The organism is Cronobacter sp. HA18003, assembly GCF_011605905.1.
In the GTDB taxonomy this organism is placed as follows: domain Bacteria; phylum Pseudomonadota; class Gammaproteobacteria; order Enterobacterales; family Enterobacteriaceae; genus Cronobacter; species Cronobacter sakazakii.
The window spans coordinates 144837-169034 of record NZ_JAANQO010000021.1 but is presented as its reverse complement, the minus strand read 5'-3'; the positions used below and the strand labels follow the sequence as shown (position 1 = coordinate 169034).

The following is a 24198-nucleotide window of genomic DNA, read 5'->3' as shown; positions in this document are numbered from 1 at the left end:
GCGATGGCAAGCGTAGGGATTTTTGTCGGCACGATGTACGGGAATTCACTGCTGGTGGCAGAAGAAGCACAGGCGATCCTGAAAAAGCAGGGACATAACGCAACGGTATATGAAGATCCCGATATCACCGACTGGGAGCGTTATGGCGATGGGTACGCGCTCATTGTCACTTCCACGACCGGTCAGGGCGATCTGCCGGACAGCATCGTGCCGCTCTATCAGGCTATCAAAGATCAGCACGGTCATCAGCCGACGCGGCGTTACGGCCTGATTGCGCTCGGCGACAGCAGTTACAGCCATTTTTGCGGCGGCGGCAAGAAATTTGACGCGCTGTTGCAGGAGCATGCGGCGCAGCGCGTCGGCGAGGTGTTATACATTGACGCCGCGGAATATCCGGAGCCGGAAACGCTCTCCAGCCCCTGGGTCGAGCAGTGGAGCGCGCTGCTTAAGTAAACCACGCGGTCGGCGCTTTGTGCGCCGACGCGGTTTATATCCCGGAGATCCGCTGCGCTTCACGCGCCACGTTATCCATTTCATCCAGCAATTCCAGCAACTCCGGCTCCAGGTCGCTTGCGGGAACGCCGCTGCGCAACTGCTGTTCAATCAACTGACAGAGGTTTTTCAGACGCGGCACGCCGCTGTAGCCGCAGCTCCCGTGCAGTTTATGGATAAGATCGGTCAGCCCTTCCGGGTTTTCACCGACCAGCTGTTCTTCCACGCGGTTGCGAACTTCCGGTAAAAACGCCAGCAGCATGTGCAGCATATCGCGCGCCAGATCGGGTTTATTGGCGGCCTGTCGCAGGGCCAGACTCCAGTCGAGCGTGGCGTCAGCCTTCACCGCGGGGGGCGCTATCGCGGGTACACTTGTCACAACCGGCACGGCGTAGCCGGGCTGATAACGCAGCAGCATGGCGCGCAGTTTCTCTTCTTCAATGGGTTTCGCCAGATAGTCGTTCATCCCGGCGCTGAGCAGCTTTTCCTTCTGCCCCGACATGGCATGCGCCGTGACCGCGATAATCGGCGTATGCTGCTGTTGCGGCAGTTTACGGATAAGCTCGCAGGCGTGAATACCGTCCATGTCCGGCATCTGGATATCCATCAGAATAATGTCGAACGGCTGCAGCATGGCGCGCTCCACCGCCTGATGCCCGCTTTCGCACAGCACCACATGCTGAACCATATCTTCAAGCAGCGCGCCGATAAGCTTCAGGTTGGCCGGGTTATCGTCCACGGCCATCACCGTCATCGGCATCCGGCTTTGATCGCCTTCCGGCAGCTCACGGGCGTGAATGAGCCGGCAGTGCTCCAGCAACAGCGGCATTAATCGCGTGGCGGTCACTGGTTTCAGCAGGCAGGCGCTGGCCCCCTCTTTTTTCAGCATTTCGGCGTTTATCTGCGCGTGGCACGGCAGGGCGAGGATCAGGCAATCGGTGAGCGTCGCCGCGCTGGCCAGCTGATCGTGGCGCATCGACAGCGGCTCGCGATCCGTGACGGGCGCGGCGTACAGCAAAATGTCGTAATGTGCCTGCGGCAGTGACGCCAGATCGGGGCTGTAGACGACCGTGAGCGGCGTATTGGCCAGCAGATCGCGCGTGCTTTTCGCTGCGGCTTCGTTTTTCTCAACATACGCCAGACGCATTCCCGCCAGCATATCGGTGGCGTGGCGGTCCACCAGCGCGTTCGGGTTGAGATCAAGGCTGATATGGAACCAGAACGTCGAGCCGCGATGCGGTTGGCTGTGGAAGGAGATATCGCCGCCCATTTCGTTCACCAGCTTCTGGGTTATCACCAGCCCAAGCCCGGTACCGCCGTGGCGGCGTGAAATGCTGGCGTCGGCCTGGCGAAACGCCTGGAACAGACGCGACTGATCGCGCTCCGGAATGCCGATGCCGGTATCGCGGATTTGCACCTCGATCTGCACCTTGTTGTTACTGATGGCGCGCTTCTCAACCACGATGTCAATATTGCCGTGGTCGGTAAATTTAATCGCGTTGCCCACCAGATTCGTAATCACCTGCTGGAGACGCAGCGGGTCGCCAATGACATTGTCCGGTACGTCGTGGCGCACGCTGATGGTCAGTTCCAGCCCTTTATCATGCGCGGAGTGCGCGAGCAGCGTGACCACTTCATCCAGCGTACTGCGCAGCGGGAACGGAATGCTCTCCAGCAGCAGTTTCCCTGCCTCAAGCTTCGAGAAATCCAGCACGTCATTGATAATGCTGAGCAGGTTATTCGCCGAGCGCTCGATGGTATTAAGATGATCGCGTTGGGTGGGCGTGAGGTCAGTTTTCAGCGTCAGGCGGGTAAAGCCAATCACGCCGTTCAGCGGCGTGCGCAGCTCGTGAGACATATTGGCAAGGAATTCAGACTTGATGCGCGCCGCTTCCTGGGCGCGTTTTTTCGCCAGATCCAGCTCGACGTTCTGAATTTCCATCTGCTCCAGCGTTTCACGAAGATCAGACGTCGCCTGGTCGATATTGTGCTGCATCTCTTCGTGATAAGCGGCAAGCGACATTGCCATCGAGTTGATGCCGTTTTTCAGCATATCCAGCTCGCCCAGCATAAAGCCTTCCACACGGCTGTCGAGCTGGCCGCGGCGAATACGGTCGACGGTATTAACCATATTGCGGATAGGCGCGGTGACGTCGCGCATCAGACGCCAGGCGAACAGCACCGCGCAGGCCATGCAAATCAGCATCATCAGCAGCGAAATCGCGATCTCCTGGTACTGCTGCAGTCGCACTGATTTCAAATCAAGCTCCAGCGCGACATAGCCCAGCGGATTAGTGCTGAGCTTGGCCTCAGAGATTTCAGACTCATCAGGTGAATAGCGCTCGGAAACCACGGGCGTGCGCAAAATCAGCATGTCGTCGCGGCGCGTCACGCTAAGCCCGGTCGGCATGGATGCGCCGTCAGGAAGCTGCAGTTCGGAAGGGTCAAGCTGATAATTGGAGGTGACAAACAGCTTATTGTGCCGATCGTAAACCGAAATGGCGCGTACAATTTCTGAATGCCGACGATGCAGTACGCTGACCAGCTGGCGCACCGACTCCTTATTTTGCAGGCTCATGCCATATTCGCTGGCGACCGCCAGCGGCTCGATAATACTGGCACCGGCGTCTTCCAGCTGACGCTGCAAATCATGATAGCGGTGCACAACGAAGAAAACGCTGAGCAGCAGGCCGATGATAAAGGTGGGCGCCAGGATAAGAATCATCATCCGCGCCCGCAGGCTGTAGTTGGTCATGGGGTTCCGTTATGGGACAATCAGCGACATTCAGTTTATGTGAGAAATTTCCTGGCGATGGCGCAATTCTACTCTGCAAAGCGACGCGTGACGACGCGTGAAATCATAACCGTGACGACCGACGGCCTCGATGCCTTCGGGCAGGGCGTGGCGCGCCACCACGGCAAGGCGTTGTTCATCGCTGGTCTACTGCCAGGCGAGCGCGCGGAAGTGGTGCTCAGCGAAGACAAAAAACAGTTCGCCCGCGGCGATGTTAAAAAGCGGCTTTCAGAAAGCCCCGAGCGCGAGACGCCGCGGTGTCCGCATTTTGGCGTATGCGGCGGCTGCCAGCAACAGCACGCCAGCGTGGCGCTACAGCAGCGCAGCAAGGCGCAGGCGCTGTGCCGCATGATGAAGCGCGAGGTCGATGAGGTCATCAGCGGGCCTGCGTGGGGCTACCGCCGCCGGGCGCGTCTGAGCTTGAATTTCACGCCGCGCAAACCAGGCTTACAGATGGGTTTTCGCAAGGCGGGCTCAAACGATCTGGTGGATGTGCATCGCTGCCCTGTGCTTGTGCCCCGTCTTGAGGCGTTGCTGCCGAAACTTCGCGACTGCCTGAGCAGCCTTGATGGCGTTCGTCATCTTGGCCATGTCGAACTGGTGGATGTTACCAGCGGTCCGCTGATGGTCGTGCGTCATCTCAAGCCGCTAAGCGCCGCCGATCGCGAAAAACTGGAATGCTTTTCGCATTCCGAAGGCGTGGCGCTGTACCTTGCGCCACAGAGCGATACCCTTGAGCACCTTAATGGCGAGATGCCGTGGTATGAATCCGACGGCCTGCGGCTTACCTTCAGCCCGCGCGATTTTATTCAGGTCAACGATGCTGTAAATCAGCAGATGGTGGCCCGCGCGCTGGAATGGCTGGAGATTCAGCCCGGCGAGCGGGTGCTGGATCTCTTCTGCGGCATGGGTAACTTTACGCTGCCGCTGGCCCGGCGCGCGGAAAGCGTGGTGGGCGTTGAGGGCGTTGCGGCGCTGGTGGAGAAAGGCGACTATAATGCCGGGCTTAACGCGTTGAAAAATGTCACTTTCTTTCAGCATAACCTGGAAGAAGACGTCACCCGCCAGCCGTGGGCGCAGCAAGGGTTCGACAAAGTGCTGCTCGATCCCGCGCGTGCGGGCGCGGCGGGCGTGATGCAACATATTGTGAAATTAAAACCGCGTCGGGTGGTCTATGTCTCCTGTAACCCTGCCACGCTGATGCGTGACAGTGAGACGTTGCTCGCGGCGGGCTATCGCACGGTACGGCTGGCGATGCTGGATATGTTTCCACACACTGGCCATCTGGAATCGATGGCGTTATTTGAAAGAGATTAAGTAGTCAGGCCACCGCGCGGTGCGGGCAGGCTGTCCCGAAAGGAGAGGACGATGGTTGCGGTAAGAAGTGCACATCTTAATAAAGCTGGCGAATTTGACCATGAAAAATGGGTGGCGAGCCTCGGCATCGCCAGTCAGCCATCGTGTGAACGCTTAACCGAAACCTGGCGCTATTGCGAGCAGCAGACTCAGGGCCATCCTCAGGCGGATCTTCTGCTCTGGCGCGGTGTGGAGATGGTCGAAATCCTCACCACGCTCAGTATGGATATCGACACGCTGCGCGCCGCGCTGCTCTTCCCGCTGGTGGATGGCGGCGTGGTTAGCGAAGAGGTGCTCAAAGAGAGCGTGGGTAAATCTGTCGTCGGGTTAATCCACGGCGTGCGCGATATGGCCGCCATTCGCCAGCTTAAAGCCACGCATCACGACTCTGTCTCTTCTGAACAGGTTGATAACGTACGCCGCATGCTGCTGGCGATGGTCGATGATTTCCGCTGCGTGGTGATAAAACTTGCGGAGCGCATCGCGCACCTGCGCGAAGTCAAAGACGCACCGGAAGATGAACGCGTACTGGCGGCGAAAGAGTGCACCAACATCTATGCGCCGCTGGCGAACCGTCTTGGCATCGGCCAGCTCAAGTGGGAGCTGGAGGATTTCTGCTTCCGCTATCTGCACCCCGAAGAATACAAGCGCATCGCAAAGCTGCTGCATGAGCGGCGCATCGACCGCGAGCACTATATTGACGAGTTTGTGACGCATCTGCGCACCGCCATGAAAGAAGAGGGCGTTAAGGCAGAGGTTTACGGGCGTCCGAAACATATCTACAGCATCTGGCGCAAAATGCAGAAAAAGCATCTGGCGTTTGATGAACTCTTCGACGTGCGCGCCGTGCGCATTGTCGCGGAACGCCTTCAGGACTGCTACGCCGCGCTCGGGATAGTTCACACGCACTATCGCCATCTGCCGGATGAGTTCGATGATTATGTCGCCAACCCGAAACCCAACGGCTACCAGTCCATTCATACCGTGGTGCTTGGCCCTGGCGGCAAAACCGTGGAAATTCAGATCCGCACCAAACAGATGCACGAAGACGCTGAACTCGGCGTGGCGGCGCACTGGAAGTACAAAGAAGGCGCGGCAAGCGGCGTGCGTAACGGTCACGAAGACCGTATCGCCTGGCTGCGTAAACTCATCGCCTGGCAGGAAGAGATGGCCGATTCCGGCGAGATGCTCGACGAACTGCGCAGCCAGGTGTTTGACGACCGCGTTTACGTGTTTACCCCGAAAGGCGATGTCGTCGATCTGCCCGCAGGCTCCACGCCGCTTGATTTTGCCTATCACATACACAGCGATGTCGGGCACCGGTGCATCGGCGCGAAAATCGGCGGCAGGATCGTGCCGTTTACTTACCAGCTGCAAATGGGCGATCAGATTGAAATCATCACCCAGAAGCAGCCCAACCCAAGCCGCGACTGGCTGAACCCGAACCTCGGCTATGTCGGCACCAGCCGCGCGCGCGCGAAAATTCACGCCTGGTTCCGCAAACAGGATCGCGATAAAAACATCATCGCCGGTCGCCAGATCCTCGACGACGAGCTGGCGCATCTCGGCATCAGCCTGAAAGAGGCCGAGAAACACCTGCTGCCACGCTACAACTTTAATGAAGTCGATGAGCTACTGGCGGCGATTGGCGGCGGCGATATTCGCCTTAACCAGATGGTGAATTTCCTCCAGGCGCAGTTCAACAAGCCCAGCGCGGAAGAGCAGGACGCCGCAGCGCTGCGCCAGTTGCAGCAAAAAACCTATACGCCGCAGGGGAGAAACACACGAGATAATGGCCGCGTTGTCGTCGAAGGGGTGGGTAATCTGATGCACCATATTGCCCGCTGCTGCCAGCCGATCCCTGGCGACGATATTGTCGGCTTTATCACCCAGGGGCGCGGGATTTCCATCCACCGCGCCGACTGCGATCAGCTGGCGGAGCTTCAGTCGCATGCGCCGGAGCGTATCGTTGACGCCGTCTGGGGCGAAAGCTATTCAGCAGGGTATTCGCTCATTGTGCGCGTAACGGCGAACGACCGCAGTGGCCTTTTGCGTGATATCACGACGATCCTCGCTAACGAAAAGGTCAATGTGCTTGGCGTCACCAGTCGCAGCGATACCCGTCAGCAGCTGGCGACCATCGATATGGAAATCGAAATCTATAACCTCCAGGTTCTCGGGCGCGTGCTGGGTAAGCTCAACCAGGTGCCTGATGTCATTGATGCGCGCCGCCTGCATGGCGGCTGACGCGCGGCGGCGCAGTCGGTAACGGCGTCGCCGCCTTTTATTTTTCCTCCAGCGTGAGGCGCGTGGCGATATCGCCACGCCTGTTTTATAAGGATTTTCCATGACTCAAATCGACCGCCTGCTCGGCATTATGAAGCGTCTGCGCGACCCGCAAAACGGCTGCCCGTGGGATAAAGAGCAAACCTTCGCGACCATCGCCCCATACACCCTTGAAGAAACCTACGAAGTGCTCGATGCCATTGCGCGTGAGGATTTCGACGACCTGCGCGGCGAACTGGGTGACCTGCTGTTCCAGGTGGTGTTTTACGCCCAGATGGCGCAGGAAGAGGGGCGTTTTAATTTCGACGACATTTGCGCCGCCATCAGCGATAAGCTTGAGCGCCGCCATCCGCATATCTTTGGCGACGCGGATTTCGGCAACAGCGCCGAGGTGCTGGCCAACTGGGAGAAAACCAAAAGCGCCGAGCGCGCTGAAAAAGCACAGCATTCCGCGCTGGACGATATTCCGGAAAGCCTGCCTGCACTGATGCGTGCGCAGAAAATCCAGAAGCGCTGTTCAGCGGTTGGCTTTGACTGGACGTCGCTTGGGCCGGTGGTCGACAAAGTGCATGAAGAGATAGACGAAGTGATGCACGAAGCGCAGCAGGCGGTTATCGATGAGGCGAAACTCGAGGAAGAGATCGGCGATTTGCTGTTCGCGACCGTCAATCTTTCCCGCCATCTGGGGGCGAAAGCGGAGACTGCGCTGCAAAAAGCGAACCGCAAGTTTGAGCGCCGTTTCCGCCAGGTCGAGGCGATTATTCGCGCGCAGGGCGTGGAAATGGAGCGGGCGAGTCTCGAACAAATGGAAGCGGCCTGGCAATGTGTTAAACGCCAGGAAATTGATAGTTAACGTTTTTTCGCATCAAGCGCCTGTTGTTAACACTTATTTCCAACAAGCGCTTGATTTGTGTCAAAAACATTTCTGAGAAAAGGGCTATTTTCTTCCGGCTTGGGTCTGGCGAGGCCAGCGGGTATTCGTGCAGAATGAAAGTTTGTGAGCCCCGTCCTGTTCGGGTATACTACTTTCCCGTCCTGGTTATTCCATCGTCTTTAAACCTAACTTCTCAGGTTCAGCATGACAACGAACTATATTTTTGTGACCGGCGGGGTCGTTTCCTCTCTGGGTAAAGGCATTGCCGCAGCCTCCCTCGCAGCCATTCTTGAAGCCCGTGGCCTTAACGTGACCATCATGAAACTGGATCCGTATATCAACGTCGATCCTGGCACCATGAGTCCAATCCAGCACGGGGAAGTGTTCGTTACTGAAGACGGCGCTGAAACCGATCTGGACCTGGGGCACTACGAGCGTTTTATCCGCACCCGCATGACGCGCCGCAACAACTTCACGACAGGCCGTATCTACTCTGAAGTTTTGCGCAAAGAGCGCCGTGGCGACTATCTGGGCGCGACCGTTCAGGTTATTCCGCACATCACCAACGCTATCAAAGAACGCATTCTGGCGGGCGGCGAAGGCCATGACGTCGTGCTGGTCGAAATCGGCGGCACCGTAGGCGATATCGAATCCCTGCCGTTCCTTGAAGCCATTCGTCAGATGGCGGTTGAAGTGGGTCGCGAACACACGATGTTCATGCACCTGACGCTGGTGCCATACATGGCGGCGGCAGGTGAGGTGAAAACCAAACCGACCCAGCACTCCGTTAAAGAACTGCTGTCTATCGGTATTCAGCCGGATGTGCTGATTTGCCGTTCCGATCGCGCGGTTCCGGCTAACGAACGCGCCAAAATCGCTTTGTTCTGTAACGTTCCGGAAAAAGCGGTCATTTCTCTGAAAGACGTCGATTCCATTTATAAAATTCCGGGCCTGTTGAAATCGCAGGGGCTGGACGATTATATTTGTAAACGATTCAGCCTGAACTGCCCGGAAGCTAACCTGTCTGAATGGGAACAGGTTATTTATGAAGAAGCGAATCCGGTGGGCGAAGTCACTATCGGTATGGTCGGCAAATACATTGAACTGCCGGACGCCTATAAATCGGTTATCGAGGCGCTGAAACACGGTGGCCTGAAGAACCGCGTGACCGTCAATATCAAGCTTATCGATTCGCAGGACGTAGAAACCCGCGGCGAAGAACTGCTGAAAGGTCTGGATGCGATCCTTATCCCTGGCGGCTTCGGTTATCGCGGCGTGGAAGGCAAAATCGCCACCGCGCGCTACGCCCGTGAAAACAACATTCCTTACCTCGGCATCTGCCTCGGTATGCAGGTTGCGATGATTGAATATGCACGCAATGTTGCGGGCATGGAGAACGCCAACTCCACGGAATTTGTGCCAGACTGTAAGTACCCTGTCGTGGCGCTCATCACCGAGTGGCGTGATGAAAACGGTAATGTCGAGACGCGTAGTGAGAAGAGCGATCTCGGCGGGACAATGCGTCTGGGCGCGCAGCAGTGCCAGTTGTCCGATGACAGCCTGGTGCGCAAGCTGTACGGCGAGCCAGTGATTACAGAACGTCACCGTCACCGTTATGAAGTCAACAACATGTTGTTGAAACCGATTGAAGCAGCTGGCCTGCGCGTTGCGGGCCGTTCCGGAGATGATCAGTTGGTCGAGATCATCGAAGTGCCGAATCATCCGTGGTTTGTCGCTTGTCAGTTCCACCCGGAATTTACTTCCACACCGCGCGACGGGCATCCGCTGTTTGCAGGCTTCGTAAAAGCCGCCAGCGAGTACCAGAAACGCCAGGCGAAGTAAGCAGAGTTAAAACGGCAACGCGCGACGATTTCGCGCGTTGTTTGTCTGGAGTTTTAGTTTAACTTGTACTGAGGAAAATCTAATGTCCAAAATCGTTAAAGTCATCGGTCGTGAAATCATCGACTCCCGTGGTAACCCGACTGTTGAAGCCGAAGTTCACCTGGAAGGCGGTTTCGTAGGTATGGCTGCTGCCCCGTCAGGTGCTTCCACTGGTTCCCGCGAAGCGCTGGAACTGCGCGATGGCGACAAATCCCGTTTCCTGGGCAAAGGCGTAACCAAAGCGGTTGGCGCGGTTAACGGCCCGATCGCTCAGGCTATCGTTGGCAAAGATGCTAAAGATCAGGCTGGTATCGACAAGATCATGATCGATCTGGACGGTACTGAAAACAAATCTAACTTCGGTGCAAACGCCATTCTGGCCGTTTCTCTGGCTAACGCTAAAGCTGCTGCTGCTTCCAAAGGCATGCCGCTGTACGAGCACATCGCTGAACTGAACGGCACTCCGGGCAAATTCTCTATGCCGGTTCCGATGATGAACATCATCAACGGCGGCGAGCACGCTGACAACAACGTTGATATCCAGGAATTCATGATCCAGCCGGTTGGCGCTTCCAGCGTTAAAGAAGCCATCCGTATGGGTTCTGAAGTTTTCCATCACTTGGCGAAAGTGCTGAAAGGCAAAGGCATGAACACCGCTGTGGGTGACGAAGGCGGCTACGCGCCGAACCTGGGTTCTAACGCCGAAGCTCTGGCTGTTATCGCTGAAGCGGTAAAAGCAGCAGGCTACGAACTGGGCAAAGACATCACCCTGGCGATGGACTGCGCAGCGTCTGAATTCTACAAAGACGGTAAATACGTTCTGGCGGGCGAAGGCAACAAAGCGTTCACCTCTGAAGAGTTCACCCACTTCCTGGAAGACCTGACCAAACAGTACCCGATCGTTTCCATCGAAGACGGTCTGGACGAGTCTGACTGGGACGGTTTTGCATACCAGACCAAAGTGCTGGGCGACAAAATCCAGCTGGTGGGCGACGACCTGTTCGTTACCAACACCAAAATCCTGAAAGAAGGCATCGAGAAAGGCATCGCTAACTCCATCCTGATCAAATTCAACCAGATCGGTTCTCTGACCGAAACTCTGGCTGCGATCAAAATGGCGAAAGACGCTGGCTACACCGCTGTCATCTCTCACCGTTCTGGCGAAACCGAAGACGCAACCATCGCTGACCTGGCGGTAGGTACTGCGGCAGGCCAGATCAAAACCGGTTCCATGAGCCGTTCTGACCGCGTTGCTAAATACAACCAGCTGATTCGTATCGAAGAAGCGCTGGGCGAAAAAGCACCGTACAACGGCCGTAGAGAGATCAAAGGCCAGGCATAATCGCCCGACCTTTCTCTGTGAAAATGCCAGTCGATTGACTGGCATTTTTTTTACTTAAAATCGACTTCCATTTGCTGCGGAATGGTCAACCCGTTCGTGGTCTGCACACAGCGCGCAATATAGTCGGTAAAGCGCGGCGGTTTCGGCATACCGAGCTTCAGCAGCTTATCATTAGAGAAACGCACGTTCAGCGTGGCGAACGCGCCATATAAACGCATCGCTTTCAGCATCAGACGCTCATTGCACGGCCCGAAAATTGTTTTCAGCTCACGGCGCATTTTCACTAACGTTTCATAACTCACCTGCGCATAGTTATCCGCGATAGGCGCTTTTTCCTGGGCCTTCGCCATAGCGATATCAATGTCAGCGAAACGCACGCTGTTCTCTTCGCCGGCAGAAATATGCACCACTTCGCCTTGCGCGATATCTTTATCAAGCAACAGCAGCAACGCCGCGGCGCAATAATCTACCGGGATCACATCCACGCGGTCTTCCAGCGAGCACATAAATTTCTGAAGCATCAGCCCCATGCTGAAGACCCAGAAAATACTGGTCGAAGGCTGGCAGCCGTGATGGGTATGGCCAACCACGATAGAAGGGCGGGCGATCACCAGCGGCAGTTGCGGACAGTGCTGGCGCATCAGCTGTTCAATTGTCGATTTCGAATGCGTATAGGTCACCAGGTGCTCGGCGTTTTCACGAAACTCGGTGCTTTCAGGCACCAGTGAATGCGGCTCAGGCGTACAGGACATCGCCGTGCCCACATGCAGAAAGCGCTGCAAACCTGCCACCTCAGCCATACGGCGGGCGAACGCCAGGGTTCCTTCAACATTCACTTTCCAGATAAGCGGATTGTTGCCAAACGACGCCACGGCCGCGCAGTTAATGACATGCGTGACGCTATCAAGGCGGGTATCGTGCAGGAAACTCTCCGGCTCGCCTAAATCACCGCATAAAACTTGCGTGGTGTTCAGCATCGCAAGCTGTGCCTCGCTGAGGTTGAACTTGCGCATATTGCTGAGCACGCGCACCAGTCCGGCTTCGCTGTTCTGCGCACGCACCAGCAGCAATAAATTGATCTTTTCAGTGCGCTGAAGAATTTTTTCTAATACTGCACCGCCCAGAAAACCCGTTACGCCCGTTATTAATAAAGTCTTCATTTCTGTTATTCCACCTGGGTTAATTGGGCGGATTGTAGGAGCAGAAAAGTAAACGGCGTTTAAATAACAACGAGGCGGAAAAAGAGGAAAATTAAGGTTATTTTAAGGAAAGTCGCATGAGGCATTTTTCTATGACATCGTAATGATGAGAAAAATCCTTTCGCTATAATAAAAATATTTATCTTATTGAATTTATGTGATTTTATTAGGCTACCAGAAAATAGTATTAAACCGAAAAATCCCACGGAAATTACGTCTGGTTACATTATTGCAGGTTTAAAAAAGCCGTTGCAGATTATTCGCATCTTGCAACGGCTTTTTATTACAGCAATAACGGCAGCGTGGCGCTGGCGGTTTGTTGGCTGATTTCACGGTAATGGCTATCCGTCGCTATCAGCCCTGCTGTTAATAATTCCACCAGCAGCATTGCACCTACTTTCGCGTTCAGCGCACCCGCATTCAGCGGGCCTTCCGGTTTGGCCGCGACAAGCAGCATATTGCTTAGTGATGCCAGCGGGCTGCGCGGCGTATTACTGAGCGTAAGCACCGGCGCGCCCGCCTTACGCGCGAGCGTCACGGCATGCAGCAGGTCGCGCGTGGAGCCCGAGCTGGAAATGGCGACCACCAGATCGGTTTCGCCAAGCGTAGTTGCGTTCATCGATGCGCGGTGCATATCGCTAAACAGATGCGCCGCTTTGCCAAGGCGCAGCAGCTTGTAATGCAAATATTCGCCAATAATGGCGCTCGCCGCGACGCCGTAAATCTGCACCGACCGCGCCTGATGCAGCGCCTGCGCGGCCTGTTCCAGCACGGCGCGATCCAGCAGTTGCGCGGTATCACGCAGCGCCTGCACCGATTCCTCCACCAGCGCGTCCAGCGCATCGCCGCTCTGCGCGCGCGGTGCCTGCCCGCGCTGAACATCCAGCGCCAGCGCCATTTTAAATTCGGTATAGCCTTTGCACCCGAGCGCGCGGCAGAGCCGCGTCACGCTGGCTTCACTGGTGTCACTCTCGCGGGCGAGTTCGGTGATAGTGAGATAAAGCACGCGCGCCGGGTCGCTCAGCACATAGTCCCCGAGTTTGCGCTGTGTGGGGCTAAACCCTGACAGCGCCTGGCGCAGCTTAAGCAGTAAATTTTCATGGTCAGACATAACAGGATCCTGAAGCACCGACGACTGCCGATGAGTGTGCGGGAAAGCCCGCCAACAATGCCAGCCATTTTAAAAAAGTATGATCGGCTTCGCTATTATTGGTGATAATTTTCACAATATATTTTTATTGTGATAAATATTTTCATCAACATCACGGCGGGGGATTCACCATGGCATTTTTCAGCGGAACATCGTCAGGGCGCTGGTTTGAAAAGGCGCAGCGGTTTGGTAAGTCGTTTATGTTGCCGATTGCCGTGTTACCGGCGGCGGGCTTGTTGCTTGGCGTGGGTGGCGCGCTCTCTAATCCCAACACGCTCACGGCGTATCCTTTTCTCGATGTCGGCTGGCTGCAGGCGATTTTCACGATCATGAGCAGCGCCGGGGCGATCGTCTTTGCGAATCTTTCGGTGCTGTTTGCCGTTGGCGTGGCGGTGGGGCTCGCGCGTACCGATAAAGGCACGGCCGGTCTTGCCGCGTTACTGGCGTTTCTGGTGATGAACGCCACCATCAATACGCTGCTGACTTTGACCGGCCAGCTCGCGCAGAGCAATCCTGGCGCGGTCGGCCAGGGAATGGTGCTCGGGATCCAGACGCTGGAAACCGGCGTTTTCGGCGGCGTGGTGATTGGCCTTGTGACCTGCGCGCTGCATCAGCGGTTTAATAAAATCGCGCTGCCGCAGTTTCTGGGCTTTTTTGGCGGATCGCGGTTTGTACCTATCATCAGCGCGCTGGCGGCGATTGTGGTCGGCGCGGCGATGACCGTCGTCTGGCCACATTTTCAGAAGCTGATTTTCGGGCTTGGCGGGCTGGTTGAGGCGACCGGTTATGTCGGCACGCTGCTGTATGGTTTTATCCTGCGTATGCTTGGCCCGTTCGGCCTGCATCATATCTTCTATCTGCCTTTCTGGACGACGGCGCTCGGCGGCAGCGAAATCGTCAACGGCCAGCTGGTGGAAGGCACGCAGCGTATTTTCTTCGCGCAGCTCGCAGACCCGACCACGCAGCAGTTTTATATCGGCACATCGCGGTTTATGTCCGGGCGCTTCATTACCATGATGTTTGGTCTGATCGGCGCGTGCCTTGCGATGTACCACACCGCGAAGCCAGAGAATAAAAAGCGCGTCGCCGGTCTGCTGCTTTCTGCGGCGCTGACTTCATTCCTCACCGGCATCACCGAGCCGATTGAGTTCTCCTTCCTGTTTGTCGCGCCCGTGCTGTATGTCATCCACGCCTTCTTCGACGGGCTGGCTTTTATGCTGGCGCACATTCTGCACATTACTATCGGCCAGACATTCTCAGGCGGTTTTATCGATTTCATTCTCTTTGGGGTGTTGCAGGGCGAGGCGAAAACGCACTGGCTGATGGTGCCGCTGGTCGGCGTGCCATGGTTTTTCCTCTATTACTTCACGTTCCGTTTCCTCATTACACGTTTCGATTTCGCCACACCCGGCCGGGAGAAAGAAACCCAGGACAGCGTGGCGATAAAAGACAGCGAGCGGGCGCAGGCCGTCGTGGCCGGGCTCGGCGGGCGGGAAAACCTTCAGGAGGTCGACTGCTGCGCCACGCGGTTGCGCGTCACCGTGAACGATGGAACCAAAGTCGATGAGGCCGCGCTGAAGGCGACCGGCGCGCGCGGCGTGATCCTTCGCGGCAATGGCGTGCAGGTCATCTACGGCCCGCATGTCACGATTATTAAGAACGAAGTCGAAGAGCTATTAAGCTGAGGTCAACGATGTTAGAGCAGATTAAAGGAAAGCTGGTGGTCTCCTGCCAGGCCCTGGAAAACGAACCGCTGCACAGCCCGTTTATTATGGGGAGGATGGCGCTGGCCGCCGCGCAGGGCGGGGCGGCGGGGATCCGCGCCAACAGCGTGGCCGATATCATCGCGATAAAAGAACAGGTGGCGCTGCCGGTCATCGGCATCATCAAACGGGATTATCCCGCAAGCGACGTGTTTATCACCGCGACGATGCGCGAAGTCAGCGAGCTGATGGAAGCGGCGCCTGAGATGATCGCGCTGGATGCCACCGCACGCCCGCGCCCTGGCGGCGAAACGCTCGAACAGTTCGTCGGGAAGATCCGCCATACCTGGCCTGATGTACTGCTGATGGCGGATGTCTCAAGCGTTGAAGAGGCCGTGACGGCTGAAGCGCTCGGTTTCGACTGCGTGGGTACCACGCTTTATGGCTATACGGCGAACACCCAGGGGCATCGTCTGCCAGAAGACGATTTCGCGCAGCTAAAAGCCGTGCTGGCGGCGGTGACGGTCCCGGTTATTGCCGAAGGGAATGTGGACACCCCGGAGGGCGCGGCGCGCTGCCTGGCGCTCGGCGCGCACACGGTGGTGGTGGGCGGCGCGATTACGCGCCCGCAACAAATTACTCGCCGCTTCGCCGACGCGCTGCGCTCACCAGTTGTCTGATGAGCCGCCGCCGTCACTTGAGCCGCCATCGCCTGAGCTGACGCTGTGGTGGCTGCTGTGATGGCTGGCGCTGTCGCCGCCTGAGGACGAGTGAAGGTGGCTGGTCGCAAGCCAGGCGGCGGAGGTATCGCCAGATGATGAGCCGTTACCTGCCGCGCTGAGCCGATAATTCGGGAAGGCAAACACCACGATCAGCGCCAGGATCATCAGCAAAAAGGGCACGGTAAAGCTCAGCCAGAGAAAGGGCTCCACCCACGGGAAAAAGTTGCTGGTGATGGCAAGCGCGGGCGTCAGCAGGCAGGAGGTGCCGAAAAAGAGTGTCACCAGCGTTTTCTTTTTGCGCAGCATGATTAAGGCAAACAATACGATGGCGAGAACAGGCAGCGCCAGCCAGTAAGAGAAATTCAGCAGCAACGGCTTAAGCCACGACTGTACCCACGTGGGCGATGTCGCAGGCGGCAGCGGCTGATGGCTGAGCAGCGCGTCGATACCGGTCAGCCCATGACGCAGGCCCGCGGTGAGATCGCCTGCCCTGAACCAGGGCAGCATCTGTTCTTTGATTACCCGGCTCGCCTGTTCATCCGGAATCGTCTTCTGCAGCCCGCGCCCCGTTTCGATACGCATCAGGCGATCGTGCCAGGCGACCAGAATCAGCACGCCATCGTTGCGCTGCGCATTGCCGAGCCGCCAGCTATTAAAGGTACGCGTCGCAAAACGCTCCAGGTTGTCGCCTTTTAATTCCGGTAACACCAGAATCGCTGTTTGCGCGTGGGTGCGGGTATTAATTGCCGATACGTCGTCAAGCAAGGCCGCGTATTCCTGCCCGCTCAGCAGATCGGCGGGATCGTTGATAACACCACGCATCGGCGGTACGTCGAGGGGCTGCGCCAGCGCGCTTACGCTCACTAACGTCAGCGCTACCGTCAGAATGAATGACGTTAATATGCGTACCATAACTCTCGCCTTGTCCTTGTTATCCGGCTGGCCGTCCCGCGCCATAGTAACTGCCGATTTACAGGCCTGCCAATGCCCTGGAATTCGGGGGGAGTTCTTATCGGGCCTGGCAGCGGTGGCCCGGATAGCGCAAATGGCACATGCCAGTCCGACGGTTATCTGTAATAATTACCGTTTTAGTCATCAACTGAGTGAATCATGCAGTACCCGATTAATGAGATGTTTCAGACCCTGCAGGGCGAGGGTTATTTTACCGGCGTGCCCGCCATTTTTATTCGTCTGCAGGGATGCCCCGTAGGTTGTGCCTGGTGCGACACCAAACACACCTGGGAGACGCTCGCCGATCGGGAAGTGTCGCTTTTCAGCATTATCGCGAAAACCAAAGAGAGCGATAAATGGGGCGCGGCGAGCCCGGAAGATCTGCTGGCGGCCATTGAGCGCCAGGCTTATACCGCGCGCCATGTGGTGATCACCGGCGGTGAGCCGTGTATCCACGACCTGCTGCCCTTAACGGAGCTTCTGGAAGCGCACGGTTATAGCTGTCAGATTGAAACCAGCGGCACCCATGAAGTGCGCTGTACCACGGGCACCTGGGTGACGGTTTCGCCAAAAGTAAATATGCGCGGCGGTTACGAGGTGCTGGATCAGGCGCTGATGCGCGCCGATGAGATCAAGCACCCGGTGGGGCGTATGCGTGATATCGAGGCGCTGGATGAACTGCTGGCGCGTCTGCATGACGAAAGACAGCGGGTGATCGCGCTGCAGCCGATTAGCCAGAAAGAAGATGCGACCCGCTTGTGCATTGAAACCTGTATCGCCCGCAACTGGCGGCTGTCGATGCAGACGCATAAGTATCTGAATATCGCATAAACAAAAAAGAGGGGCATGAAGCCCCTCTTTTTTTTTGTGTGTGGCATGTGAGCGGTGGGTGCGCTGCGCTTACCCACCCTACGAGAATGCCATTGCTTCGGTACTGTAGGGCGGGTGCGCTGCGCTTACCCACCCTACGAGAATTCCAGGGCGTTTGTGTTGTAGGGCGGGTAAGCGCAGCGCACCCGCAGCAGAACTTCGCTTACCCACCCTACATACATTTAACGATGTTCTGTGAGTAGGGCGGGTAAGCACAGCGCACCCGCCATCAGAACGCGCACCCGCCATCAAAATCCACTCACACCGAAAGAACCTTATTCGCCGCGATAGACGCAACCGGCGGTGCAGGTCTCTTTAATCATCACCGCGCTCAGCAGCGGCAGGCGGGGTTTCATCTGATCCCAGATCCAGCGCGCCAGCACTTCGCTGGTCGGGTTTTCAAGGCCCGGAATATCGTTCAGATAATAGTGATCCAGGCTATCGTAAATTGGTTTAAACGCCGCTTTCAGCTCGGCGAAATCGATAATCCAGCCGGTATGAGGGTCTACCTCGCCCGTTATCTCCAGGCGCACCATAAAAGAGTGTCCGTGCAGACGACCGCACTTGTGGCCTTCGGGGACATGGGGGAGTCGGTGAGCGGCTTCGAAGATAAAATCTTTAAACAGGGTGGTAGGCATAACGCAGTCTCAGTCTTGCTAAAAAACCGCCGCATAGTACCGGAATTGACCGTTTTTAGCATTAACTAAAACCCTCATAAACGATAAGCGCACAAAACGCATCGCTATTTAAAAAAATAACCATTAATTTCAATTGGTTGGTTAACCTGTTTTTACGCTTATGCTTATTGGTAAAACTGGTTAGTCCATTTGGTTATTTATTATTTCCATCCCTTCTTTAATTGTTATTCTTGCCGCCGTTACCCTTACTTTCTCTTCTGTTTTTGCAATAAAAAACAGCTTTGCTACTGGAACATAACGACGCATGACGACTCAGGCCCCACCGAACGCTTTGCTCCCGCTCAGCCCGGAGCAGCTGGCTCGCCTTCAGACGGCGACTCATGATTTCACCCCCACGCAGCTCGCCTGGCTTTCGGGCTATTTCTGGGGAATGGTAAACCAACAGCCAGGTGCAGCGGTGATGCAAAAGCCCGCGGCGCCGGCGTCGGTGATTACGCTGATTTCCGCTTCCCAGACAGGCAACGCGCGCCGCGTGGCGGAAGCGCTGCGCGACGATCTGCTGGCGGCGCAGCTCAATGTGAATCTGGTAAACGCGGGCGACTATAAATTCAAACAAATTGCCCAGGAAAAACTGCTTATCGTCGTGGCCTCAACCCAGGGCGAAGGCGATCCGCCGGAAGAAGCCGTCGCGCTGCACAAATTCCTGCTATCGAAAAAAGCGCCGAAGCTTGATGGCACGGCTTTCGCCGTCTTTGGCCTTGGCGACACCTCTTATGAACACTTCTGCCAGGCCGGTAAAGATTTCGATACCCGTCTTGCGGAACTCGGTGCCGAGCGCCTGCTGGATCGCGTGGATGCCGATGTCGAATATCAGGCGGCCGCTCAGGCGTGGCGTCAGCGCGTGGTAGATGTCCTGAAAGCGCGCGTACCGAAAGAAGCGCCGTCCCAGGCGGCGATCACCGCCAGCGGCGCGGTCAATCTGGTCGATTCGACTCCCTATACCAAAGAATCGCCGCTTACCGCGACGCTCTCGGTGAACCAGAAAATCACCGGTCGTCATTCAGAAAAAGACGTGCGCCATATCGAAATCGATCTCGGCGATGCGGGCCTGCGCTATCAGCCGGGCGACGCGCTCGGCGTCTGGTATCAGAACGATCCGGCGCTGGTGCAGGAACTTCTTGAGCTGCTGTGGCTGAAAGGCGACGAGCCGGTGACGGTGGGCGAGAAAACGCTGCCGCTCAGCGAAGCGCTGCAATGGCATTTCGAGCTGACGGTGAACACCGCCGCTATCGTTGAAAATTATGCGACGCTGACCCGCAGTGAAGCGCTGCTGCCGCTGGTGGGTGATAAAGCGAAGCTGCAGGACTATGCCGCCAGGACGCCCATCGTCGATATGGTGCGCTTCGCACCGGCCCAGCTTGAGGCCGACCAACTGCTCGGCCTGCTGCGCCCCCTTACGCCGCGCCTCTATTCCATCGCTTCGTCACAGGCGGAAGTCGAAAACGAAGTGCACATTACCGTCGGCGTGGTGCGTTTCGACATCGAAGGCCGCGTGCGTGCGGGCGGGGCGTCGAGTTACCTTGCCGATCGTCTGGAAGAAGATAGCGAAGTGCGTGTGTTCATCGAGCACAACGACAACTTCCGCCTGCCGGCAACGCCTGAAACCCCCGTCATTATGATTGGCCCCGGCACCGGCATCGCGCCGTTCCGCGCCTTTATGCAGCAGCGCGAAGCCGATGGCGCGACCGGTAAAAACTGGCTCTTCTTCGGCAACCCGCACTTTACAGAGGATTTCCTCTACCAGGTCGAATGGCAGCGCTATGTCAAAGAAGGGCTGTTGACCCACATCGACCTTGCCTGGTCACGCGATCAGGACCATAAAATTTACGTACAAGATAAAATCCGCGAGCAGGGCGCGGAGCTGTGGCGCTGGCTCCAGGAAGGCGCACACCTTTATGTCTGTGGCGACGCTAATCGCATGGCGAAAGATGTCGAGCAGGCGTTACTGGAAGTGATTGCGGCTTACGGCGGGATGGATGCCGAAGCGGCGGATGAATATTTAAGTGAGCTGCGCGTTGAGCGCCGTTACCAGCGAGACGTCTACTGATGAGCGAAAAATACCCAGGACCTTTGGTGGTCGAAGGAAAACTTTCCGATGCGGAACGCATGAAGCGTGAAAGTAACTTCCTGCGCGGCACCATTGCCGAAGATTTACATGACGGGCTGACCGGCGGGTTTAATGGCGACAACTTTCTGCTGATCCGCTTTCACGGCATGTATCAGCAGGATGACCGCGATATCCGCGCCGAGCGTGCTGCCCAGAAGCTGGAGCCGCGTCACGCGATGATGCTGCGCTGCCGTCTGCCGGGCGGCATCATGACGCCGCAGCAGTGGCTCGCCATCGATAAATTCGCCGAAGAAAACACGATTTACGGCAGCATTCGTCTGACCAACCGCCAGACGTTCCAGTATCACGGTCTGCTGAAGAAAAACGTCAAGCCGGCGCACCAGATGCTGCACTCGGTTGGCCTTGACGCGCTGGCGACCGCCAACGACATGAACCGTAACGTGCTCTGCACGTCAAACCCGGTCGAGTCGCAACTGCATGCCGAAGCTTACGAGTGGGCGAAGAAGCTCTCTGAGCATCTGCTGCCGCGCACCCGCGCCTACGCGGAGATCTGGCTCGATCAGGAGAAAGTGGCGACCACCGACGAAGAACCGATCCTCGGCGCGACCTATCTGCCGCGTAAGTTCAAAACCACCGTCGTGGTGCCGCCGCAGAACGATGTCGATCTGCACGCGAACGACATGAACTTCGTCGCCATTGCGGAAAACGGCAAGCTGGTAGGCTTTAACCTGCTGGTCGGCGGCGGGCTCTCTATTGAGCACGGCAACAAGAAAACCTACGCGCGCACCGCGACCGAGTTTGGCTACATTCCGCTGGAGCATACCCTGGCGGTGGCCGAAGCGGTGGTGACGACCCAGCGCGACTGGGGCAATCGTACCGATCGTAAAAACGCCAAAACCAAATATACGCTGGAGCGCGTCGGGCCTGACGTCTTTAAAGCGGAAGTGGAGCGCCGCGCAGGCGTGACGTTTGAGCCGGTGCGTCCGTATGAATTTACCGGCCGCGGCGATCGCATCGGCTGGGTGAAAGGCATCGATGATAAATGGCACCTGACGCTGTTTATCGAAAACGGTCGTATTCTCGATTTCCCGGACAAGCCGCTGAAAACCGGCCTGAAGGAAATCGCCAGAATCCATAAAGGCGATTTCCGCCTGACCGCCAACCAGAACCTGATCGTGGCGGGCGTGCCGGAAGGCGACAAAGCGAAGATTGAACAGATTGCCCGCGCCCACGGTCTGATGGCGGGCGTGACGCCGCAGCGCGAAAACTCGATGGCGTGCGTCTCCTTCCCGACCTGCCCGCTGGCGATGGCCGAAGCGGAGCGTTTCCTGCCGCAGTTTATCGATAAAGTCGACGGGATCATGGCGAAGCATGGCCTGGCGGAAGAGCACATTGTGTTGCGCGTGACCGGCTGCCCGAACGGCTGTGGCCGCGCGATGCTGGCGGAGCTGGGCCTGGTGGGTAAAGCGCCGGGGCGCTACAACCTGCATCTTGGCGGCAACCGCATCGGTACGCGTATTCCGCGGATGTATCGTGAGAACATTACCGAATCGGAGATCCTCGATAATATCGACGAGCTGGTCGGCCGCTGGGCGCAGGAGCGCGAGCCGGGCGAAGGGTTTGGCGATTTCACGGTGCGCGCCGGGATTATCCGTCCGGTGCTCGACCCGGCGCGGGATTTCTGGGAATAAACGGTTAGCGCGGTGGGCGGTAACGGTGGATGCGCTGCGCTTATCCACCCTACAACGGGCTGCCATTCCGTAGGGCGGGTAAGCGTAGCGCACCCGCCAGCGCGCGCCTGGCGCGTCACCGCCACACCGGTATCACATTCATGCAAGCGAGGTTCACATGTCCGTACTCGATCTACATGCGCTGAACGCACTGGAAAAAGACGCCCGTGCCGGGGCGCTGGCCGACACCAACGCGCAGCTTGAGGCGTTAAGCGCCGAGGCGCGCGTCAGCTGGGCGCTGGAAAACCTGCCGGGCGAGTTTGTGCTCTCCTCAAGCTTCGGCATCCAGGCGGCGGTCTGCCTGCATCTGGTCACGCAGCAGCGCCCGGATATTCCGGTGATCCTCACCGATACCGGCTATCTCTTCCCGGAAACCTACCGCTTTATCGACGAGCTGACCGAAAAGCTCAACCTGAACCTGAAAATCTACCGCGCCGAGCAAAGCCCGGCCTGGCAGGAAGCGCGCTACGGCAAGCTGTGGGAGCAGGGCGTTGAAGGGATTGAGAAATACAACGACATCAATAAAGTCGAGCCGATGAACCGCGCGCTAAAAGAACTTAACGCGCAGACCTGGTTTGCGGGCCTGCGCCGCGATCAGTCCGGCAGCCGCGCGAATCTGCCGGTGCTGGGCGTGCAGCGCGGCGTCTTTAAAATCCTGCCGATTATCGACTGGGACAACCGCACTGTTTATCAGTATCTCCAGAAGCACGGGCTGAAATACCACCCGCTGTGGGACGAAGGCTATCTCTCGGTGGGCGATACCCATACCACTCGTAAATGGGAGCCCGGCATGGCGGAAGAAGAGACCCGCTTCTTTGGCCTTAAACGTGAGTGCGGCCTGCACGAAGGCTAATAAAAAAAAGCGCGCCCTGAGGCGCGCTTTTTTACTTCTCCGCTTTCGCCAGCGTTTTCACCAGCGGCAGCAGTACGCGCATCACGTCGCGACAGCGTTTGTCGATACGCCCCGGCAGCGTCTGATCCAGATATTGCAGGCTATCCTCGCGGGCGTTGTGCGCCACCGGCGCGAGCGCATGACGCCCGCGATGGCGGGTGGCGTCATTGACGGCGGCAATCGCCAGCACCGGGATACCCGCGTTATCAAACGCGGCGGCATCGTTATCCTCAGGCAGCACGCTGTTTGCCGCGACCGGAATGCCAAAACGGCGCGCAAGCTTCACCGCGCTGTCGCGCGTTAGCTGGCGCACTGCGGCAGGCGTACGCTTACCGCTGGTAAACGCGAGTTTATCGCCCGCCACCAGATGGCTGAGGTTAATCACCAGCAGCGTCTGTTTTTTCTCAATGGCGCTCATTCGTTTAAGCAGGTTCTCCGCGCCCATACCGCCTTCTTCTTCACCGCTGGTGGCGATAAAGCGTACGCCGTAACGCGTCGGCACATCTTTCAGGCGCTCCGCCAGCTCCAGCATCACGCCGACGCCCGCCGCGTTATCATCCACGCCCTGTAGCGTCAGCCCGCCAAGGTTGTTATCGACATCCGCGTCGCTCTGCGGCGCATAGGTATCAAAATGCGCCATCACGATAATCTGTTGCGGCGATGTGCCTTCGTGGGCGGCAATGACAGTGCTGCCGGTCACGTTCTGCCAGTTGGTGCGATGGTTTCCGGCGGTGTAGATATAGCGGCTGTGAAACGCGCGAATATCGCTCTGGTAACCGAGACGCACAAATTGCTGGCGCAGATAGTCTGCAGCGAGCATCTCAGCGGGCGATCCGGTCATGCGGCCTGGAAATAACGTCGCGATATGACGGGTTTGCTCACTGGCGATATCGCCGGGATGAAGGGGGTGCGAGAAAGCGGGCAGGGTGAAGCATACGCTCAGCGCCAGGCTCAGGGTGCAGCGGCGCACTGCGGAAAACATAGAACGTCCTTACTCAAAAAAGCGCGACCAGTTAATGGCGCTTAGTATGAAACTGTGACGTCGGTTACACAATTTGATTTACCGTTAAATGCCAGAAATTTCACGGCTTAAGCACTTTTTGATATTTGCATTTCTGCGGCCTTATTCCTTTGTGGAACTATAAATGCCAATTCGTAATTTCATCTGCGATCGGCCTCCCCCTATAGTC

At 57.2% G+C, this 24198-nt stretch carries 19 protein-coding genes; 12 read left to right on the top strand and 7 right to left on the bottom strand.

Annotated elements, in window-relative coordinates:
• Positions 1-3 precede the first annotated feature (3 nt).
• Positions 4-453: a flavodoxin gene (locus G6041_RS11980; protein ID WP_012123914.1), complete on the top strand. Its 450-nt coding sequence runs from the start codon at positions 4-6 to the stop codon at positions 451-453.
• Between the two features lie 34 nt (positions 454-487).
• Here the strand turns inward: G6041_RS11980 and barA are convergent, their stop codons facing one another.
• Positions 488-3247: a two-component sensor histidine kinase BarA gene (gene barA, locus G6041_RS11975; RefSeq protein WP_012123915.1), complete on the bottom strand. Its 2760-nt coding sequence runs from the start codon at positions 3245-3247 to the stop codon at positions 488-490.
• A 57-nt stretch (positions 3248-3304) separates the two neighbouring features.
• Here barA and rlmD point away from each other — a divergent pair, with 57 nt between their 5' ends.
• The 5 genes from rlmD (at position 3305) to eno (ending at position 11025) form a co-directional block, all read left to right on the top strand.
• Positions 3305-4603, top strand: coding sequence for a 23S rRNA (uracil(1939)-C(5))-methyltransferase RlmD (gene rlmD, locus G6041_RS11970; RefSeq protein ID WP_084999301.1), 1299 nt, complete (start codon positions 3305-3307; stop codon positions 4601-4603).
• Positions 4604-4654: 51 nt separating this feature from the next.
• Positions 4655-6889 carry a GTP diphosphokinase gene (gene relA, locus G6041_RS11965; RefSeq protein WP_004386865.1) on the top strand — a complete coding sequence of 745 codons (2235 nt, stop codon included), beginning with the start codon at positions 4655-4657 and terminating at the stop codon, positions 6887-6889.
• Between the two features lie 100 nt (positions 6890-6989).
• Positions 6990-7781 carry a nucleoside triphosphate pyrophosphohydrolase gene (gene mazG, locus G6041_RS11960; RefSeq protein ID WP_012123917.1) on the top strand — a complete coding sequence of 264 codons (792 nt, stop codon included), beginning with the start codon at positions 6990-6992 and terminating at the stop codon, positions 7779-7781.
• A 225-nt stretch (positions 7782-8006) separates the two neighbouring features.
• Complete coding sequence (gene pyrG, locus G6041_RS11955) at positions 8007-9644, top strand: glutamine hydrolyzing CTP synthase (RefSeq protein WP_012123919.1); 1638 nt, start codon at positions 8007-8009, stop codon at positions 9642-9644.
• 82 nt (positions 9645-9726) lie between these two features.
• A complete protein-coding gene (gene eno / locus G6041_RS11950) occupies positions 9727-11025 on the top strand; it encodes a phosphopyruvate hydratase (protein ID WP_012123920.1) in 1299 nt (432 codons plus the stop codon).
• A 50-nt stretch (positions 11026-11075) separates the two neighbouring features.
• Here eno and G6041_RS11945 read toward each other — a convergent pair whose 3' ends face one another.
• Positions 11076-12185: an SDR family oxidoreductase gene (locus G6041_RS11945; protein WP_012123922.1), complete on the bottom strand. Its 1110-nt coding sequence runs from the start codon at positions 12183-12185 to the stop codon at positions 11076-11078.
• Between the two features lie 322 nt (positions 12186-12507).
• Positions 12508-13335, bottom strand: coding sequence for a MurR/RpiR family transcriptional regulator (locus G6041_RS11940; RefSeq protein ID WP_007894510.1), 828 nt, complete (start codon positions 13333-13335; stop codon positions 12508-12510).
• A 170-nt stretch (positions 13336-13505) separates the two neighbouring features.
• Here G6041_RS11940 and G6041_RS11935 point away from each other — a divergent pair, with 170 nt between their 5' ends.
• Together G6041_RS11935 and G6041_RS11930 are read left to right on the top strand one after the other, a co-directional pair.
• Positions 13506-15059 (top strand): PTS transporter subunit EIIC, encoded by a 1554-nt coding sequence (locus G6041_RS11935; RefSeq protein ID WP_012123924.1) that lies wholly within the window; start codon positions 13506-13508, stop codon positions 15057-15059.
• Positions 15060-15067: 8 nt separating this feature from the next.
• Positions 15068-15757, top strand: a complete 690-nt coding sequence (locus G6041_RS11930; RefSeq protein WP_012123925.1) for an N-acetylmannosamine-6-phosphate 2-epimerase — start codon at positions 15068-15070, stop codon at positions 15755-15757.
• On the opposite strand, the gene G6041_RS11925 is transcribed toward G6041_RS11930, so the two are convergent.
• Positions 15743-16711 carry a TPM domain-containing protein gene (locus G6041_RS11925; RefSeq protein ID WP_041460389.1) on the bottom strand — a complete coding sequence of 323 codons (969 nt, stop codon included), beginning with the start codon at positions 16709-16711 and terminating at the stop codon, positions 15743-15745. The two genes, G6041_RS11930 and G6041_RS11925, sit on opposite strands and share 15 nt — an antisense overlap.
• A 198-nt stretch (positions 16712-16909) precedes the next feature.
• Between G6041_RS11925 and queE the strand changes: the two genes are divergently transcribed.
• The gene (gene queE, locus G6041_RS11920; RefSeq protein ID WP_004386873.1) at positions 16910-17581 is read left to right on the top strand and encodes a 7-carboxy-7-deazaguanine synthase QueE; all 672 of its coding nucleotides are present in this window, start codon (positions 16910-16912) and stop codon (positions 17579-17581) included.
• 314 nt (positions 17582-17895) lie between these two features.
• On the opposite strand, the gene queD is transcribed toward queE, so the two are convergent.
• Both queD and G6041_RS21585 read right to left on the bottom strand, forming a co-directional pair.
• Positions 17896-18258, bottom strand: coding sequence for a 6-carboxytetrahydropterin synthase QueD (gene queD / locus G6041_RS11915; protein WP_004387911.1), 363 nt, complete (start codon positions 18256-18258; stop codon positions 17896-17898).
• A 180-nt stretch (positions 18259-18438) separates the two neighbouring features.
• On the bottom strand, positions 18439-18564 hold the full coding sequence (locus G6041_RS21585) for a hypothetical protein (RefSeq protein WP_007701306.1): 126 nt from the start codon (positions 18562-18564) through the stop codon (positions 18439-18441).
• Here G6041_RS21585 and cysJ point away from each other — a divergent pair.
• The 3 genes from cysJ (at position 18563) to cysH (ending at position 22969) form a co-directional block, all read left to right on the top strand.
• Positions 18563-20365 carry an NADPH-dependent assimilatory sulfite reductase flavoprotein subunit gene (cysJ, locus tag G6041_RS11910; protein ID WP_054628654.1) on the top strand — a complete coding sequence of 601 codons (1803 nt, stop codon included), beginning with the start codon at positions 18563-18565 and terminating at the stop codon, positions 20363-20365. The two genes, G6041_RS21585 and cysJ, sit on opposite strands and share 2 nt — an antisense overlap.
• The gene (gene cysI, locus G6041_RS11905) at positions 20365-22077 is read left to right on the top strand and encodes an assimilatory sulfite reductase (NADPH) hemoprotein subunit (protein ID WP_012123928.1); all 1713 of its coding nucleotides are present in this window, start codon (positions 20365-20367) and stop codon (positions 22075-22077) included. Before cysJ ends, cysI begins: the two co-directional genes overlap by 1 nt.
• A 157-nt stretch (positions 22078-22234) precedes the next feature.
• Positions 22235-22969, top strand: coding sequence for a phosphoadenosine phosphosulfate reductase (gene cysH / locus G6041_RS11900; RefSeq protein ID WP_004387915.1), 735 nt, complete (start codon positions 22235-22237; stop codon positions 22967-22969).
• 31 nt (positions 22970-23000) lie between these two features.
• On the opposite strand, the gene G6041_RS11895 is transcribed toward cysH, so the two are convergent.
• Complete coding sequence (locus tag G6041_RS11895; RefSeq protein WP_012123929.1) at positions 23001-23990, bottom strand: aminopeptidase; 990 nt, start codon at positions 23988-23990, stop codon at positions 23001-23003.
• Positions 23991-24198: the final 208 nt, after the last annotated feature.

Excerpts from the sequence above, each read along its gene's own strand:
- G6041_RS11895 (WP_012123929.1), bottom strand. The coding sequence starts at position 23,990 with ATGTTTTCCGCAGTGCGCCGCTGCACCCTGAGCCTGGCGCTGAGCGTA.
- pyrG (WP_012123919.1), top strand. The coding sequence starts at position 8,007 with ATGACAACGAACTATATTTTTGTGACCGGCGGGGTCGTTTCCTCTCTG.
- eno (WP_012123920.1), top strand. The coding sequence starts at position 9,727 with ATGTCCAAAATCGTTAAAGTCATCGGTCGTGAAATCATCGACTCCCGT.
- G6041_RS11930 (WP_012123925.1), top strand. The coding sequence starts at position 15,068 with ATGTTAGAGCAGATTAAAGGAAAGCTGGTGGTCTCCTGCCAGGCCCTG.
- G6041_RS11935 (WP_012123924.1), top strand. The coding sequence starts at position 13,506 with ATGGCATTTTTCAGCGGAACATCGTCAGGGCGCTGGTTTGAAAAGGCG.
- G6041_RS11940 (WP_007894510.1), bottom strand. The coding sequence starts at position 13,335 with ATGTCTGACCATGAAAATTTACTGCTTAAGCTGCGCCAGGCGCTGTCA.
- G6041_RS11925 (WP_041460389.1), bottom strand. The coding sequence starts at position 16,711 with ATGGTACGCATATTAACGTCATTCATTCTGACGGTAGCGCTGACGTTA.
- G6041_RS21585 (WP_007701306.1), bottom strand. The coding sequence starts at position 18,564 with ATGCGTCGTTATGTTCCAGTAGCAAAGCTGTTTTTTATTGCAAAAACA.
- barA (WP_012123915.1), bottom strand. The coding sequence starts at position 3,247 with ATGACCAACTACAGCCTGCGGGCGCGGATGATGATTCTTATCCTGGCG.
- cysH (WP_004387915.1), top strand. The coding sequence starts at position 22,235 with ATGTCCGTACTCGATCTACATGCGCTGAACGCACTGGAAAAAGACGCC.
- rlmD (WP_084999301.1), top strand. The coding sequence starts at position 3,305 with ATGGCGCAATTCTACTCTGCAAAGCGACGCGTGACGACGCGTGAAATC.
- mazG (WP_012123917.1), top strand. The coding sequence starts at position 6,990 with ATGACTCAAATCGACCGCCTGCTCGGCATTATGAAGCGTCTGCGCGAC.
- relA (WP_004386865.1), top strand. The coding sequence starts at position 4,655 with ATGGTTGCGGTAAGAAGTGCACATCTTAATAAAGCTGGCGAATTTGAC.
- G6041_RS11980 (WP_012123914.1), top strand. The coding sequence starts at position 4 with ATGGCAAGCGTAGGGATTTTTGTCGGCACGATGTACGGGAATTCACTG.
- queD (WP_004387911.1), bottom strand. The coding sequence starts at position 18,258 with ATGCCTACCACCCTGTTTAAAGATTTTATCTTCGAAGCCGCTCACCGA.
- queE (WP_004386873.1), top strand. The coding sequence starts at position 16,910 with ATGCAGTACCCGATTAATGAGATGTTTCAGACCCTGCAGGGCGAGGGT.
- cysJ (WP_054628654.1), top strand. The coding sequence starts at position 18,563 with ATGACGACTCAGGCCCCACCGAACGCTTTGCTCCCGCTCAGCCCGGAG.
- G6041_RS11945 (WP_012123922.1), bottom strand. The coding sequence starts at position 12,185 with ATGAAGACTTTATTAATAACGGGCGTAACGGGTTTTCTGGGCGGTGCA.
- cysI (WP_012123928.1), top strand. The coding sequence starts at position 20,365 with ATGAGCGAAAAATACCCAGGACCTTTGGTGGTCGAAGGAAAACTTTCC.